Genomic DNA, 15,352 nt, shown 5'->3' with positions numbered 1-15,352 from the left:
GCGCCTGACCGACCGTGTTCAACGGGTCAATTCACCCCGGCCAGGTGGAGCAGTTTGAGTGGCCATAAGTGGGGCACTTTGGGTGGCCGCCGGGGTGATGCGCTGAGCCGGAGGGGGCCACTCGGCTCTCGCCTGGCATCAACCACCACGGGTCCGGTTGCGAATCTCGATCCCGGCCCCGGCCCGCAGCTGCCGCATCGACTCAGGGCTTACCCGGCGTCACTTCGGACAGCCCCGGTCTGATTAAGGACACTCACGGGTTCCATTCATTTCAACCCGTGCTGTGATGAACCGTTCAACCCTCCCCCGCGCCCTGGCCCTCAGCCTGGTCCTGGCCCTCGGCGGCCCAGCCGCCGTGCATGCCGACCAACTCCCCGCCGTCTGGGACCTGAGCCCCCTCTACGCCAGCGACACCGACTGGGAAACCGCCCGCAAATCCCTGCTGGCCGACCTGCCCAATCTCGCCGCGCTGAAGGGCACGCTGGGCAAGAGCGCCAAGAGCCTGCTGGCCGGGCTGGATGCGATCAGCGCGGCCAACCTGCGCTTCGACCGGCTGCGCGTCTACGCCAGCATGAAGCAGTCCACCGACAACCGCGACGCCAAGAACCAGGAGCGCAGCAGCCTGGCCGGGCAGCTCGGTGGCGAATTCGGCAGCGCCCTCGCGTGGGTGGAGCCCGAGCTTCAGTCGCTGGGCGAGGCCAAGGTGGCGGCTTATCTGAAGGCCGAGCCGGGGCTCAAAAAACATGCCGAGCACCTGCGCAACAGCCTGCGCCAGGCCAAGCACACGCTGAGCGCCGAGAGCGAAGCCGTCATCGCGGCGCTGGCGCCGGTACGCGGCGCCACGGGCGATGCGCGCACGCTGCTGTTCAACGCCGACACCCATTGGCCCGAGCTGACGGTGGACGGCAAGACGGAGCGGCTGGACGACACCAAATACGGCCTGCTGCGCCAGAACCCGGACCGCGCGGTGCGCAAGCAGGTGTTCGACGCCTTCTTCGGCGCCATCGGCCAGTACGAGAACACCTACGGCGTGACGCTGGGCAATGTGGTGCAGGACGACACCATCATGGCCAAGCTGCGCCACTACCCCAGCGCCGTGGCCATGAGCCTGGGCGGGGAAGAAGTGCCCGAGGCCGTGTACCGCACGCTGGTGGCCGAGGTGCACAAGGGCCTGCCCACGCTGCACCGCTACTTCAAGCTGCGCCAGAAGATGCTGGGCCTGCCGGACCTGCACTACTACGACATCTACCCGGCCCTGGTCACGCAGAAGAAGACCTACAGCCTGGACGATGCCGCCGCGCTGACGCTCGCCGCCACCAAGCCGCTGGGCGAGGACTACCAGGCCCTGCTGAAGACCACGTTCAAGGCCAACACCATGCATGCACTCCCCAGCCCGGGCAAGAGCGGCGGGGCCTACCAGGACGGCGCCTATGGCGCGCCGCCCTTCGTGTTCCTGAACCACCAGGGCGATTTCGAGTCGGTCAGCACCTTCGCGCACGAGTGGGGCCACGCGATGCACACGGCCATGGCCAACCGCGCCCAGCCCTATGAGACGGCGGGTTATTCAACGTTCATCGCCGAGATCGCCTCCACCGCCAACGAGGTGCTGCTCAGCAACTACATGCGCGGCCAGGCCGCCAGCAAGGAAGAGAAGCTCTACCAGCTCGGCTATGCGCTGGAGCGCCTGCGCGGCACCTTCTTCCGCCAGGCCATGTTCGGCGAGTTCGAGCTGAACACCCACGATGCCGCGGCCAAGGGCGAGGCGCTGAACGGCAAGCGCATGACGGAGATCTACTGCAAGCTGCTGAAGGACTACCACGGCGATGCGGCCGGGGTCATGCAGATCGACCCGCTGTACTGCCAGGAGTGGGCCTTCATCCCGCACTTCTACCGGCCGTTCTACGTGTACCAGTACGCCACGTCCATCACCGCGGCCCTGCACTTCGCCGAGGACATCCTGGCGGCCAAGCCCGGCGCGCGCGAGAACTACCTGAAGCTGCTGGCCGGCGGCGGTTCGGTGGCGCCCTACCAGGCGCTGAAGAACGCGGGCCTGGACATGGCGAGCCCGGCGCCCTACCAGGCCGTCATCAAGCGCATGGACGCCATCATGGACGAAATGGAGGCGCTGCTGGCCACGAAGGGCTGACCGTCGGGGCGGTGGCCCGTGGCTGCCGTCCTCAGCCGAACGCCGCCGCCAGCGCCTCCAGCCCCACCTTGGGGTCGTGCAGGCCCTGGTAGATCGGCGGGATGGGCTTGTCCACGCCGAACAGCCGGTACACCGCGTGCATCGCGCAGTGCACCGAATACTCCACCGTGTAGACGGTGTCGTCCGGCAGCTCCACATGCTGGCCCAGGAAGGCGAAGTTGGCCACGCCCGCGGGCAGCACCTGCGGCCGGTCGGCCGGCTTGCGGGGCGCGAACATGGCCGAGCCGTAGGGCAGCATCACGGGCGTCACGTCGGTGCTGGCCAGGGCCTCATCGCGGATGTCGGTGAAGCCGAGGTGCTGCAGCAGTTCGTCCAGGATCTCGTGGCCGCCGCACTGGGCCATGGGCTTGGCCACGAAGTTGCCCGGCGCGTCGATGAAGAGGCCGTAGCCCCAGGCCGTGTAGGTGTCGGCCGGCATGCCGGGGAAGTGCGGCTGGTGGGGCACGACGAGAGACATCAGCCAGTTGGAGTCCACCAGCGTCATCAGCGCGCCGGTGCCGGGCTGGTTGCCGCTGAATTCGATCAGGCGGTCCAGCAGCGTGCGGCCGTGCATCGTCAGCGTGAAGGACTCCCATTTGTTGTCGTCCACGTTGAAGAAGCTGTGCGGGCGGCCGAAGTCGTCGGCCTTGCGCGCCAACGTCTCCCACAGCGACCAGGCGCCGTCGCGGCGGTCGCGGATCAGCTCCGGTGCCTCGGTGTTGCTGCCGTAGGTGGCGTCGGCCGTGATTGAGCCCAGCGTGACGAAGCAGGCGTCGCCCGCGGCCAGCGCCAGGGTCTGCCGGCCGCGGGCGGTCTGCACATGCAGGTGGGTGGCGCGGCGTTGGGCGGGGTCGCGCTGGTCGAAGTCGATGTCGGTCACGCGGTGGCCGAAGCGCACGTCCACGCCCTGGGCCATCAGCCAGCGCTGCAGCGGCACCGCGATGGAGTCGTACTGGTTGTAGGGCGTGCGGCGCACGCCGGCCAGCGTGTGCATGCGCGGGAACTCCTGCGGGAAGCGCAGGAAGTAGCGGCGCAGCTCGATGGCGCTGTGCCAGTCCTGGAAGGCGAAGGTGGTGCGCCACATCTGCCAGAAGTTGCTCTGGAAGAAATGCGGCGAGAACAGTTCGTCGATGCGCCGTGCGCCCAGCAGGGCCTCGGGCGTGGCCAGCAGCCGCGTCAGCTCGGCGCGGTCACGGCCGTCCAGGCCGTAGTGGCGGGCGTCGAGGATGCGCGGGCCCTGGCCGATCAGGCGCGCATGCGCTTCGGTGCGCACCTGGTCGTTGAAGGCGGCGATCTCCTGCCGCACCGACAGCCCCGGCTGCTCCAGCGAGGGGATGCCGTCGAGCAGGTTCCACAGGCACTGGTAGACCTCCTCGCACAGCATGCGCCCGCCGCGGGTCACATAGCCGGCCTGCGTGGGCGAGGCGCTGCCGTCCAGGCAGCCGCCGGCGATGCCCAGCTCTTCGAGGATGTGGATGCGGGCGCCGGGCATGCCGGCATCGCGGATCAGGAAGGTGGCCGCGGCCATCGAGGCGATTCCGCCGCCGACGAGCCAGACGTCGGCGTTCTTGGGGTCGAGCATGGAGAGGGCGGCCTGTGCCGCGGGAGTCCGTCTTGCGGCGACTCTAGGCCGCGGCGGTGGCGCGGGCCCTGATCCCCGTCAAGCTCAGCGCGACACCATCATCCTGAGGCCCAGGCCGACGAAGACCGTGCCAGCCAGGCGGTCCAGCCAGGGGCCGACGGCGGGCCGGCGGTTCAGCCAGGCGCCCACGCTGCCCGAGAACCAGCCCAGCAACCCGAACAGCAGCGCCGCCTGCGCGGTGAAGATCAGGCCCAGCAGCCCCAGCTGCAGCGGCACGGCACCCTGCTGCGCGACGACGAACTGCGGCAGGAAGGCCAGGAAGAACAGCACCACCTTGGGGTTGATGGCATTGGCCACCAGCCCTTTCGCGAACAGCTGGCGCAGCGACGCGCCATCGCCCGCCGCGCCGCCCACCGCCACCCGGCCGGCATGCCGCCAGGCCTGCACGCCCATCCAGACGAGGTAGGCGCCGCCTATGCCCTTGAGCAGGCCGAAGGCCAGCGGCGAGGCGGCCACCAGCGCGCTCACGCCCACCACGGCCAGCAGCGTGTGGCTGAGGCAGCCCAAGGCGCAGCCGAGGCCGAAGGCCATGCCCGCGCGCCGCCCGCGCGACATGCCCATGCCGAGCACCATCAGGTTGTCCGGCCCCGGCGTGGCGGTCAGCACGAGGGCGGCGGCGAGGAAGGCGAGGGCTTGGGCGAGGCTGAGCATGGCGCGATGCTAGCCGGCGCCTGTACCTGTACGCTTGGCAGCCTTGACGCCTCAACGCCCCAGCCCCTTGCTCACGCTGCGCCACTACGGCCCCGCCCATGGCCGCCATGCCCATGACCACGCCCAGCTGCTGTGGACGCTGGATGGCGCGCTGGAGCTGGAGGTCGAGGGCCGCGGCCGGCGCGTGGCGGCGGGGCAGGGGCTGCTGATCCCGCCCGGCGAGCGGCACGACTTCGAGGCCCCGCAGGGCAGCCATTGCCTGGTGCTGGACTCGGCCGACCCGGCCTGGCTCGGCTGCCTGCTGCAACCCCTGCATGCGCAGGCGGTGGACCATCTGGCGCGCTTCCTGGCCGCATCGCTGAGCCAGGGCCTGGCCGTGTCGCCGGAACTGGGCGCCCAGCTGCTGCTGCAGGCCTGGGGGCGCAACGTGGCCCAGGCCGCCGCCCAGGGCCGCGCCATCGACTGGGCGGCGCTGCGCCGCTGGACGCAGACGCGCCTGGCCGCGCCGCTGAGCGTGGCCGACCTGGCCGCGCGGGCCGGCCTGGCCGAGAGCCAGTTCCGCGCCCGCTGCGTCGCCGCCACCGGGCTCACGCCGATGCAGTGGCTGCGCGTCCAGCGGCTGGACCGCGCGCGCGAGCTGCGCGCGGCGGGCCTGGCGGTGGGGGTGGTCGCGCAGCGCGTGGGCTATGAGTCGCCGTCGGCGCTGACCGCGGCGCTGCGGCGCGACAGCGTGCTTTCCGGCACGCGTTGACCCGGTTCCGGAAGGCTCGCGCAGCGGGGCTAGAGGTCAGAATCCGTCATCCCTGGTGATGACGATGCTCATGAGCGACGACGCCTTTATCTCACCCGCGCAACTGCTGATCGGGCTGCATGTGCACCTGGATCTGCCCTGGACGCAGCATCCGTTCACGTTTTCGAGCTTCAAGATCAAGAGCCTTGAGCAGATCATGACGCTGCAGTCCCTGGGCCTGGAGCGCATCCGCTATTCGCCGGCCAAGAGCGATGCGCAGCCGCTGGCGCTGCCGGCCGAGCCGCCGCCTCCGCCGCCGCATTCGCCGGGCGACGACGCCGCCTACGCGGCCAAGCGGGCCCGCATCGAGCGGCTGCTGGCCCAGCAGCAGCGGGCCGCGGCCTGCGAGCGCGAATTCCTGTCGGCGGCGCGGGCCCTCAAGGCAATGACGCAGAACGTGTTCGCCCGGCCCGAACAGGCGCGCGAGGAGGGGCTGGCCCTGATCAAGACGATGGCCGATTCGATGTTGACGGACGCAGACGTCGCCATCAACCTGATGAAGGACAAGATCGGCGGCGAGGAGACCTATCACCACGCGCTGAACGTCACGCTGCTGGCGATGATGCTGGCCAAGGAGCTGAAGGCACCGCCCGAGGCGATCCGCGTGATGGGCGTGGGCGCGCTCTTCCACGACATCGGCAAGCTGGAGCTGCCCGACTCGCTGGTGCGCAAGACGGAAGTGCTCAGCAAGCCGGAACGCGGCCTGTACCAGCAGCATTGCGTCTACGGCATGGACATCGCGCGCAAGCTGGGCCTTTCGAGCGAGGCGACGACCATCATTGCCCAGCACCATGAGCACATGGACGGCACCGGCTACCCCAAGGGCCTGCAGGGCCAGACCATTTCGATGCTGGCGCGCATGGTGGGCCTGGTGAACGCCTACGACAACCTCTGCAACCCCAACAACCCCGCCCAGGCACTCACGCCTCACGAGGCGCTGTCGGTGCTGTATGCGTAGCAGCGCTCGCGCTTCGACGCGACGGCGCTGTCCACCTTCGTGCGCTGCATGGGCGTCTATCCGCCCGGCACCCTGGTCGTGCTGTCGAACGACTCGATGGGCATCGTCACGTCGGTCAACAGCACCCGGCCGCTCAAGCCCACGGTGCTGGTCTACGACCCGAGCGTGCCCAAGGAGAGCGCCGTGCTGGTCGAGCTGGAGCTGGAGCCCGACGTCAGCATCGCCCGCACGCTGAAGCCCCAGCAGCTGCCCCAGCCGGTGTACGACTACCTCTCGCCGCGCAAACGCCAGACCTATTACTTCGACGCTCAGCAGAGCCGCTGATCCGCGACGACCGGCCGGCGTTGCGCGACGGCGCCGGCCCGAGACTGGCCGGCATGACCAATGCCGACCTGCTGGCCCTCGGGGCCATCCTGATGTGGGCCTCGCTCGCCGCGCTCGGCGTGTCGCTCGCGCATGTGCCGCCCTTCCTGCTGACCGGCCTGGGCCTGCTGGTGGGCAGCGCGCTGGCGCTGCCGCTGTCGCGCTTCAGGCTGCGCGCCTGGGCGCTGCCCTGGCGCACGCTGGCGCTGGGCGTCTACGGCCTGTTCGGCTTCCACCTGCTGCTGTTCATCGCGCTGCGCACGGCGCCCGCGCTGCAGACCAATCTCATCAACTACCTCTGGCCTCTGGGCATGGTGGTGCTGGCGCCGCTGCTGCTGCCCGGCCTGCGCTGGCGGGCGGGCCAGCTGGGCGCGGCGCTGCTGGGCTTCGCCGGCGCGGCGGTGGTCATCCTCGGGCGCTCCGGCGCCAGCCTGGCCGGCGGCTGGCATGCCGGCTACGGGCTGGCCCTGGGCTCGGCGCTGGTGTGGAGCAGCTACTCGCTGCTGACGCGCCGCGTGCCGGCCTTCCCGACCAGCGCGGTGGGCAGCTTCGCGGCGGTGTCGGGCCTGCTGGCGCTGGCCTGCCATGCGCTGTGGGAGCCTGCAGTGAGCCTGAGTGCGCGCGACCTGCTGCTGATCGCGGCGCTGGGCCTGGGGCCGCTGGGGGGCGCCTTCTTCCTGTGGGACGCGGCGCTGAAGGCGGGCGACCCGCGGCGCATCGGCCTGCTGGCCTTCCTGACGCCGCTGCTGTCGACCGCGGTGGTGCTGGTCGTCACCGGCCAGGCGCTGACGGCCTCGCTGGCCCTGGGCGCGGTGATGATCGTCGGCGCGGCGTTCTGGGGCAGCCGCGCGGCGGGTTGAGCGTCAGCTCGCGGCTACAGATGCTTCGCGAAGAAGCGCACGACGCGTGAGCGTGACAGGTAGGCCTGCTCGACATCGGGCGTGAAGTGCACCGTCGGCGGCACGCCGGTGCTGAAGTAGCTTCCCTGGTTGGCGAAGGGGTCTGCCACGGTCATCGGCACCATCAGCCGGTCCCAGCCATGCGTGGCGCCGGGGTAGGCGTTCACGCTGACGATGCCGCCGTTGCTGGCGTTGACCGACTGCGCCAGCGCCTCGCAGGGGGCGCTGCCGTTGTCGTAGTCGTCCTTGGTGCCGACCTCGATCAGCACCGGCGCGCCGGTGAGGTTGAGCCACTGCACGCCGTAGTGCGCGGGCGTGCTGTGCACCGCGGCGAGCAGCGCCGTGTTGTTCCAGGCGTAGCACACCGGGTAGTGCGCCACATGGGCCTTGAACGTGAGGCCGCCGCCAAACTGGCCTGCGTACAGGCGCTCGGCCGTGCCCATGCTAACGAGGCCGCCCCAGGAAAAACCGAGCACGCCGATGCGGCTGCCGTCGATGCCCGGCTGCTTCGCGAGGAAGGCGAGGGCCGAGAAGGCATCGGGATAGGTCAGGATGGGGGCGGCGGGCCGCTGGCCGGCGCCGCTGATGCCGCGCGCCTGCCACATGTCGATCTGCAGCGTGGCGATGCCGGCGGCATTGAGCGCGGCCTCGTAGAAGTCGCCGCGCGAGTCGACGCCCGACGAGCCGTGCAGGATCAGCACTGCCGGCAGCTTGCGCCGGCTGGCCTCGCCCCGCTCGCCGACATGCCGCGGCAGACTCAGCTTGCCCTCGATGGTCAGCATCGTGCCGGGCGCAGCGAGGTTGGGCGACTGGAACTGGATGAAGGAGATTTCCGGCGGCGCCGAGTGGCCTGAGCCCAGACCCAGGCCGCTCTCATCCGACGCACGCGCCGGCAACGCGGCCAAAGCCGCCACGGCGGCCAGCGCCGCCACCAGACCCTTTGCCTTCAAGCCTTGCCAAGCCATTTTTGCCTCCGTCTGAGTTGGAGGCGTCAACCTAACACCGTGGTGCTGGGGGTGCTCTCGGGATTTGCCTGTCGCCGATGCCGGTGTCAGCGACCGCCGGCTCAGTCGCGGAACGCGGGCGCCGCGCCATTGCCGGCCATCATGGCCTGGGTCAGGTCCTCGCTCATCAGCATCGCGGCGTTCCAGGTCGCGATGTAGTTGAGGCCGTCGGCCACCGAGTGGTCGCGGGCGTAGTTCAGCATCTCCTTGGTGCCGCGGATGGACAGCGGCGACTTGGCGGCGATGGCCGCGGCGATCTCGTGCACCCCGGCCTGCAGCGCCTCGCGGCCGTCGAACACGCGGTTCACGAGGCCGATCTCGCGCGCCTCGGCGGCCTCCACGCGGCGGCCCGTGTAGGCCAGCTCGCGCACCAGGCCCTGCGAGCCGACGATCTTGGGCAGGCGCTGCAGCGTGCCCACGTCGGCCACCATGCCGATGTCGATCTCCTTGATTGAGAAATAGGCGTCGGCGCTGCAGTAGCGCATGTCGGCCGCGCAGATCAGGTCGATGCCGCCGCCCACGCAGGCGCCGTGGATGGCCGCGAGCACCGGCTTGCGGCAGCGCTCCAGGCTGGTCAGCGTGTCCTGCATGTCGAGGATGACGCGGCGCAGGCCCTCGCGGGTGCGGCCGTCGCAGGGGTCCTGGATCTGCGGTGCCAGGCCCATCATCATCTGCAGGTCGATGCCGGCGGTGAAGTGCCGGCCTTCGCCCTCCAGCACGGCGACCCGGGCCTGGGCCTGGGAATCCAGCCAGTCGAAGGCGAGGCGGATGTCCTGCCACATCGTCGAGTTCATCGCATTGGCCTTGTCGGGCCGGTTCAGGCGGACGGTGGCGACATGGTCCTGGACGGAGAGGGTCAGGGTTTCGAGTTGCATGGGTTCAGCGGTTTGCGGTGTGCTGGCGCAGCCATTGCGCGAGCGTGGGTTCGTCGATGTCGCCGGCGGCGACGGAGAGCATGGTCAGCGTGGCGCTGGCATCGTCGGCCGTCAGCTCGCAGCCGTTCAGCACCAGGAAGAGTTCCATCGCGACATAGGCGGTGCGCTTGTTGCCGTCGATGAAGGGGTGGTTCTTGGCTAGGCCCACGGCGTAGGCGGCAGCGAGGTCGAAGACGTCGGGCTCGCCGTACAGGGCCAGGTTCTGCGGCCGGGCGAGAGCGGACTCGAACAGGCCTTCATCGCGGGTGCCGGGCGCGCCGCCGTGCTCGGCGAGCTGCTCCAGATGCACGGCCTGCAATACGTCGGCATTCAGCCAGCGCCACTGGCGCGGCGGCCCGCTCATTTGGCCAGCTCGTGCAGCACGGCACGGCGCTTCTTCATGATGTCGCGCGCCGCGTCCATCTGTTCTTCGAACTCGGGGCTGTAGGGCGTCAGCAGCACGCCGTTGACGGCTTCGGAGAGATAGAGCACATCACCCTTTTCCACCTTCAGCCGCGCCAGCACTTCCTTGGGCAGGATGACGCCCACCGAGTTGCCGATCTGGGTCAGTTTGAGTGCGCTCATGGATTGACTCCGTTATAACGTCTGTAATACTAACCGGCGCCCTCTGCGATCACAAGCCAGGAGCATCTCCGACATGAAACGTCGCAACTTCCTTAGCGCCGCGCCGGCGCTCTCGGCCGCCGCCACGGCCTCCGCAGCGATGACCGGCTCCGGCTTCCGCTGGGCCGAGCTGGGCGCCGCCGATGCGAGCCGGCGGATGGCCGCGGGCGAGCTCACATCGCTGGCGCTGACGCAGGCCTACCTCGCCCGCATCGCGGCGGTGGACCGCGCCGGCCCCAAGCTGAACAGCGTCATCGAGCTCAACCCCGATGCCGAAGCGCTCGCCGCCGCGCTGGACGCCGAGCGCGCCGCCGGCAAGCTGCGCGGCCCGCTGCACGGCCTGCCGGTGCTCATCAAGGACAACATCGCCACGCACGACCGCATGTCCAACACGGCCGGCTCCATCGCGCTGGCCGGCGTGCCAGTGCCGCGCGACGCGACGCTGGTGGCGCGGCTGCGCGAAGCGGGCGCCGTCATCCTCGGCAAGACCAATCTGTCGGAATGGGCCAATTTCCGCGGCAAGGCCTCGGTCAGCGGCTGGAGCTCGCGCGGTGGCCAGACGCTCAACCCCTATGCGCTGGACCGCACGCCCAGCGGCTCCTCCTCGGGCACCGGCGCGGCGCTGGCGGCCAACCTCGCGCTGCTGGGCGTGGGCACCGAGACGGACGGCTCCGTCACGTCGCCCGCTGCCGTGCAGGGCCTGGTGGGCATCAAGCCGACGCTGGGCCTGGTGTCGCGCTACGGCATCGTGCCCATCGCGTTCTCGCAGGACACCGCCGGCGCCATGTGCCGCAGCGTCGCCGATGTGGCCCTGCTGCTCTGGGCCCTGGCCGGTGTGGACCCGGCCGACCCGGCCACGCGCGCCCAGCAGGGCCGCTTCGACCGCGACGCGCTGCTGAAGCTGCCCGCCGGCGCGCTGAAGGGGCGGCGCCTGGGCGTGGCGACCAACCTCGTCGAAGGCCATGGCCGCGCCACCGTCGCGTTGTTCGATGCCGCGTTGCAGGCGCTCGAAGCCGCCGGCGCGACGCTGGTGCGCGCGCAGTTGCCGCAGCTGCCGGCCATGAGCGCGGGCGAGCTGGAAGTGATGACCAACGAGATGGCGCCGGCCATGGCCGACTACCTGCGCGACTTCGCGCCCGGCGGCCCCTTCAGGACCCTGGCCGACCTCGTCGCCTTCAACCAGGCCCACCCCGAGACGCTGGCGCTGTTCGGCCAGGAATGGTTCGAGGCCTCGGTCGCGTCCGTGCAGGCTGGCGGCCTGAAGGCGCCCAGATACCTGAAGGCCCTCGCCACCGGCCAGCGCGCCGCGCGCGCCCAGGGCATAGACGCGATGCTGAAGGCGCACAGGCTCGACGCCATCGTCGCGCCCACCTCCGGCCCGGCCTGGCTCACCGACGTCGTCAAGGGCGACCAGGACACCACGCCCGCCGCCACCACGCCCGCCGCCGTGGCCGGCTATCCGCATGTGACCGTGCCGATGGGCCAGGTCAGCGGCCTGCCCGTGGGCCTGAGCTTCTTCGGTACGGCCTGGACGGACGCCAAGCTGCTGGCCCTGGCGGCAGACTACGAGCAGCGCACGAAGCTGCGCCGGGAACCGCTGTTCAAGGCCAACGCCGGTTGATGTCGTGCACACTGGCGTCATGATCCACGCCACCAAACGCATCGCCGGCGGCGCCGGCCTCGCCGCCGTCCTCGTCAAGCGCGCCCCCACCCTCGAACTCGACTGGGACACGCGCAGCAAGAGCCGCTTCGCCGCCACCGACTCCACGGGCCGCGAGATCGGCGTCGTGCTGCCGCGCGGCACCGCACTGCGCGGCGGCGACGTGCTCGTCGCCGAGGACGGCACGCTGCTGCGCGTCGTCGCCGCAGCCCAGCCCGTGCTGCAGGTGCGCCACTGCGCCGAGCATGGTTCGCCCTTCGACCTGCTGCGCGCCGCCTACCACCTCGGCAACCGCCATGTGCCGCTGGAGCTGAGCCCCGAGCTGCTGCAGTTCGAGCCCGATGCCGTGCTGGCCGACATGCTGCGCCGCCAGCACCTCATCGTCACTGAGGCCCAGGCCGCCTTCGAGCCCGAGGGCGGGGCCTATGGCGAGGGGGGCGGCCACGGCCACCATCATCACGGCCACGATCATGGGCATGACCATGCCCACGAGCACCACGGGCATGCCGCTGAGCCGCCCGCACGTAAGCCGCTGGCCATTCCGGTCAAGGCGCACGACGAAGGCCATGTGCACGGCCCCGGCTGCGGCCATGACCACGGCCATGACCACAAGCACTGAGCCCGGACACGAGGCAGTCCCCTGCGGACCGCCTTGTGTCTGGCAAAGGACTGCGGGCATGCAGGCCCGCGGGGATGAGCCCGCGCTGCTGCACCTGCTCTGGCTGGCGTCGCCGGCCCTGCCGGTCGGCGGCTTCAGCTATTCCGAGGGCCTGGAGGCGGCGGTCGATGCCGGCGTCGTGTACGACGAGGCCAGCGCCGGCGCCTGGCTGCTGAACCAGCTCGAACTCGTGCAGGCCCGCGCCGAGCTGCCGGTGGCCGCGGCCGCCCATGCGGCGACGCTGGCACTCGATGGCGCGCGGCTTGCCGAACTCAACGCCTGGGTGCTGCAGACCCGCGAGACGGCCGAAAGCCTGCAGCAGGCTCAGCAGATGGGCCGCAGCCTGCTCGTCTGGATGCAGGGCCTGTTGCCGGATGCGCCTGTGCTGCCGCTGCTGCAAGGCCTCAGGCCCGCAGCCACCTGGCCGGTCGTCATGGGGGCCGCTGCCGCTTCGCGCGATGCGGCGCTGGAGCCGGCGCTGCAGGCCATCGCCTTCGGCTGGGCCGAGAACTTGATGCAGGCTGCCGTGCGTTGCGTGCCTCTCGGCCAGACCGCCGGCCAGCGTCTGCTGGCACGCCTCGTGCAAGGCATTCCACAGGCCGTGGTGGTCGCGATCGCCGCGCCGGAGCCGATGGCCTTCGCGCCGCTGCTCGGCGTCCACGGCGCCCGCCACGAAACCCAGTATTCACGCCTGTTCCGCTCATGACCACCGCACCGCTGCACGCCATTCCGAATCGCACCAAGAAACTGCCGCCGCTGCGCGTCGGCGTCGGCGGCCCGGTGGGCTCGGGCAAGACCACCCTCGTCGAGATGCTCTGCAAAAGCATGCGCGAGCGCTGGGACCTCGTCGTCGTCACCAACGACATCTACACCAAGGAAGACCAGCGCCTGCTGACCGTGGCCGGCGCGCTGGAACCCGAACGCATCATGGGCGTGGAGACGGGCGGCTGCCCCCACACCGCCATCCGCGAGGACTGCTCCATCAACCTCGAGGCCGTGGACCGCATGCTGGAGAAGTTCCCGGATGCCGACATCGTCTTCGTCGAGAGCGGCGGCGACAACCTTGCCGCCACCTTCAGCCCTGAGCTCAGTGACCTGACGATCTACGTCATCGACGTGGCCGCCGGCGAGAAGATCCCGCGCAAGGGCGGCCCCGGCATCACGAAGAGCGACCTCTTCGTCATCAACAAGACCGACCTGGCCCCGCATGTCGGCGCCGACCTCGGCGTGATGCGCAGCGACACCGCACGCATGCGGCCCGTGAAGCCCTGGGTCATGACCAACCTCAAGACCCGCGAAGGCCTGGCCGAAGTCGTCGCCTTCATCGAGAAGAAGGGCCTGCTTGTCTGAGGCCCGCTGGCCGGCACGGCTGACGCTGGCCGCGGCCCGCGACGGAGCCGGCGCGACCCGCGTCCATGCCCGCCACGACGGCCCGCTGCGGCTGCTGAAGACGCTCCACCCCGAAGGCGAGGGCGTCGCGCATGCCGTGCTCGTGCATCCGCCCGGCGGCCTTGTCGGCGGCGACCGGCTCGACATCGACATCGACGTGGCCGAAGGTGCCCATCTGCTGGTGACGACGCCCGCCGCGACGCGCTTCTACCGCTCCAACGCCAGCGAGGCCGCCCAGGTCGTCGTGGCCCGGGTGGGCGAGGGCGCCCGGCTGGAATGGCTGCCGCAGGAGACGCTGGCCTACCCCGGCTGCCTGGCACGCAACGAGGTGAGGCTGAGCCTCGCGCCGGGCGCCAGCCTGTTCGCGTGCGAGGTGCTGGGCCTGGGCCTGCCGGCGGCTGGCCAGGCGTTCGACAAGGGCCGGCTGCTGCAGCATCTGGAGGTCGGCGGCCAGTGGCTGGACCGCGGCTGGCTGGACGCGGCCGACCGGGCCCTGCTCGACGGCCCCTGCGGGCTGGCGGGCCACCGCGTGCTGGGTACGCTGGCCTATGCGCAGACGACGACGCTGGCCGGCGCCGAGGCGCTGCTGGCGGATGCGCGCGAGCGGCTCGCCGAGCTGCCGCTGTGCGGCCTGACCCATCTTGCCGGCGCACGCGGCTCGGTGCTGCTGGCCCGCGTCGTCGGCGACGAGGTCGAGGCCGTGACGCTGGCGCTGCGGCGCGTGCGCGCGCTGTGGCGCGAACGGCTGTGGGCTCTGCCGGGCGGCGACCCGCGCATCTGGGCGACCTGAGCGGCTCGGGCGAGGCCGGCCGCCAGGCTACAGCGCCCGCCAGGTCGGGATGCAATGCCGCGCCAGCGCCGTCACCCAGTCGGGCTGCTCCGGCACGAAGGCGATGCCGTAGAGCGGGCTGACGAGAAAGCCCGCGCGCTCGAAGGCGCCGCCATCCTGGGCCCGCACGAAGGCGGCCAGCGCAGCGAAGGGGATGGCGACGCTGCCCACCTGCAGCACCGGCGCACGCTTGGTGATCTCCTCCAGCCGGCCGCCGTCCTGGAAGCGCAGCACGCTGTGACCATAGTCGTACTCGTTGAGCGCCGCTTCGTTGCGCGCTTGGCGCTCGGGCGGGCCGAGCCGCGCGACGAGGTCTTCCACGCCCAGGCTGAACGCAAAGCCGTCGAAGGCCACGAACGGCGCCAGATGCACGGTCATGGCCCGCTTCAGCCGGCGCCGACGCGCCGACGCATGTCGGCGCAGGCCGCCGCGATCAGGGCCTGCAGGGCCGCGGCATCGACGGGCTCGCCAGGCCTGAGCTTGACGTGGCGCATGGCCTTGCCGCTGCCCTGCAGCAGGCCCGCGGGGTCGGCCAGCTCGGCGCCCTTGAAGAAGCCGACGTTGACATGCACGGTGAATGCGTTGACATAGCCGAAGGCCGCATCGCCCACGCAGGCGGTGGGGTGGCCGTCGTGCAGCAGCTCGCGCACATCGGCGCCACAGCTGCGCATGGCGTCGAACCACTGCCGCGCGAGGCCGCCCAGTTCGACCGGGCGGGCCGCCATCCAGGCCTCGACGGCGGCATCGCGCCGGGCCGCGGCAGGGAAATGAAAGATGCCGTCCATG

General features: G+C 70.8%; 18 protein-coding genes. 10 read left to right on the top strand and 8 right to left on the bottom strand.

Features of this window, described 5'->3' with window-relative positions; genetic code table 11:
• The first annotated feature begins 286 nt into the window (after nucleotides 1-286).
• Nucleotides 287-2,146 (top strand): oligoendopeptidase F, encoded by a 1,860-nt coding sequence (gene pepF / locus EV671_RS22840; RefSeq protein ID WP_132576163.1) that lies wholly within the window; start codon nucleotides 287-289, stop codon nucleotides 2,144-2,146.
• A 31-nt stretch (nucleotides 2,147-2,177) separates the two neighbouring features.
• Here the strand turns inward: pepF and EV671_RS22835 are convergent, their stop codons facing one another.
• Both EV671_RS22835 and EV671_RS22830 read right to left on the bottom strand, forming a co-directional pair.
• On the bottom strand, nucleotides 2,178-3,767 hold the full coding sequence (locus EV671_RS22835; protein WP_132576161.1) for an oleate hydratase: 1,590 nt from the start codon (nucleotides 3,765-3,767) through the stop codon (nucleotides 2,178-2,180).
• Nucleotides 3,768-3,851: 84 nt separating this feature from the next.
• Nucleotides 3,852-4,478, bottom strand: coding sequence for a LysE family translocator (locus EV671_RS22830; protein ID WP_132576159.1), 627 nt, complete (start codon nucleotides 4,476-4,478; stop codon nucleotides 3,852-3,854).
• Between the two features lie 43 nt (nucleotides 4,479-4,521).
• On the opposite strand from EV671_RS22830, the gene EV671_RS22825 reads away from it, so the two are divergent.
• From EV671_RS22825 to EV671_RS22810, 4 genes are read left to right on the top strand one after another with little or no spacing between them, the layout of a single operon-like run.
• Nucleotides 4,522-5,229 carry an AraC family transcriptional regulator gene (locus EV671_RS22825; protein ID WP_132576157.1) on the top strand — a complete coding sequence of 236 codons (708 nt, stop codon included), beginning with the start codon at nucleotides 4,522-4,524 and terminating at the stop codon, nucleotides 5,227-5,229.
• A gap of 58 nt (nucleotides 5,230-5,287) precedes the next feature.
• The gene (locus tag EV671_RS22820) at nucleotides 5,288-6,226 is read left to right on the top strand and encodes an HD-GYP domain-containing protein (protein WP_132576155.1); all 939 of its coding nucleotides are present in this window, start codon (nucleotides 5,288-5,290) and stop codon (nucleotides 6,224-6,226) included.
• A 48-nt stretch (nucleotides 6,227-6,274) separates the two neighbouring features.
• A complete protein-coding gene (locus tag EV671_RS22815) occupies nucleotides 6,275-6,550 on the top strand; it encodes a hypothetical protein (protein WP_132576153.1) in 276 nt (91 codons plus the stop codon).
• A gap of 53 nt (nucleotides 6,551-6,603) precedes the next feature.
• Nucleotides 6,604-7,449: a DMT family transporter gene (locus tag EV671_RS22810; protein WP_132576151.1), complete on the top strand. Its 846-nt coding sequence runs from the start codon at nucleotides 6,604-6,606 to the stop codon at nucleotides 7,447-7,449.
• Nucleotides 7,450-7,463: 14 nt separating this feature from the next.
• Here the strand turns inward: EV671_RS22810 and EV671_RS22805 are convergent, their stop codons facing one another.
• The 4 genes from EV671_RS22805 to EV671_RS22790 all read right to left on the bottom strand — a co-directional run bounded on the left by EV671_RS22805 (nucleotide 7,464) and on the right by EV671_RS22790 (nucleotide 9,991).
• A complete protein-coding gene (locus tag EV671_RS22805; protein WP_132576149.1) occupies nucleotides 7,464-8,453 on the bottom strand; it encodes a dienelactone hydrolase family protein in 990 nt (329 codons plus the stop codon).
• Nucleotides 8,454-8,554: 101 nt separating this feature from the next.
• The gene (locus EV671_RS22800; RefSeq protein WP_132576147.1) at nucleotides 8,555-9,367 is read right to left on the bottom strand and encodes a crotonase/enoyl-CoA hydratase family protein; all 813 of its coding nucleotides are present in this window, start codon (nucleotides 9,365-9,367) and stop codon (nucleotides 8,555-8,557) included.
• Nucleotides 9,368-9,371: 4 nt separating this feature from the next.
• Complete coding sequence (locus EV671_RS22795; RefSeq protein ID WP_132576145.1) at nucleotides 9,372-9,770, bottom strand: type II toxin-antitoxin system death-on-curing family toxin; 399 nt, start codon at nucleotides 9,768-9,770, stop codon at nucleotides 9,372-9,374.
• Complete coding sequence (locus EV671_RS22790; RefSeq protein ID WP_132576143.1) at nucleotides 9,767-9,991, bottom strand: AbrB/MazE/SpoVT family DNA-binding domain-containing protein; 225 nt, start codon at nucleotides 9,989-9,991, stop codon at nucleotides 9,767-9,769. Before EV671_RS22790 ends, EV671_RS22795 begins: the two co-directional genes overlap by 4 nt.
• A gap of 73 nt (nucleotides 9,992-10,064) precedes the next feature.
• Between EV671_RS22790 and EV671_RS22785 the strand changes: the two genes are divergently transcribed.
• From EV671_RS22785 to EV671_RS22765, 5 genes are read left to right on the top strand one after another with little or no spacing between them, the layout of a single operon-like run.
• A complete protein-coding gene (locus EV671_RS22785) occupies nucleotides 10,065-11,651 on the top strand; it encodes an amidase (protein ID WP_132576141.1) in 1,587 nt (528 codons plus the stop codon).
• Nucleotides 11,652-11,670: 19 nt separating this feature from the next.
• A complete protein-coding gene (gene ureE / locus EV671_RS22780) occupies nucleotides 11,671-12,309 on the top strand; it encodes an urease accessory protein UreE (RefSeq protein ID WP_132576139.1) in 639 nt (212 codons plus the stop codon).
• A gap of 58 nt (nucleotides 12,310-12,367) precedes the next feature.
• Nucleotides 12,368-13,054: an urease accessory protein UreF gene (locus EV671_RS22775; protein WP_132576137.1), complete on the top strand. Its 687-nt coding sequence runs from the start codon at nucleotides 12,368-12,370 to the stop codon at nucleotides 13,052-13,054.
• Nucleotides 13,051-13,698, top strand: a complete 648-nt coding sequence (gene ureG / locus EV671_RS22770; RefSeq protein WP_132576135.1) for an urease accessory protein UreG — start codon at nucleotides 13,051-13,053, stop codon at nucleotides 13,696-13,698. The genes EV671_RS22775 and ureG overlap by 4 nt, the downstream gene beginning before the upstream one ends.
• Nucleotides 13,691-14,527: an urease accessory protein UreD gene (locus EV671_RS22765; protein WP_243655853.1), complete on the top strand. Its 837-nt coding sequence runs from the start codon at nucleotides 13,691-13,693 to the stop codon at nucleotides 14,525-14,527. The genes ureG and EV671_RS22765 overlap by 8 nt, the downstream gene beginning before the upstream one ends.
• A gap of 27 nt (nucleotides 14,528-14,554) precedes the next feature.
• Here EV671_RS22765 and EV671_RS22760 read toward each other — a convergent pair whose 3' ends face one another.
• Nucleotides 14,555-14,944: a hypothetical protein gene (locus EV671_RS22760; protein WP_243655852.1), complete on the bottom strand. Its 390-nt coding sequence runs from the start codon at nucleotides 14,942-14,944 to the stop codon at nucleotides 14,555-14,557.
• Nucleotides 14,945-14,952: 8 nt separating this feature from the next.
• The gene (locus EV671_RS22755) at nucleotides 14,953-15,351 is read right to left on the bottom strand and encodes a DUF1801 domain-containing protein (protein ID WP_132576133.1); all 399 of its coding nucleotides are present in this window, start codon (nucleotides 15,349-15,351) and stop codon (nucleotides 14,953-14,955) included.
• Nucleotide 15,352: the final 1 nt, after the last annotated feature.

The organism is Roseateles saccharophilus (genome assembly GCF_004342485.1).
Taxonomy (GTDB): domain Bacteria; phylum Pseudomonadota; class Gammaproteobacteria; order Burkholderiales; family Burkholderiaceae_C; genus Pelomonas; species Pelomonas saccharophila.
This window is presented reverse-complemented; position numbering and strand designations above follow the sequence as displayed.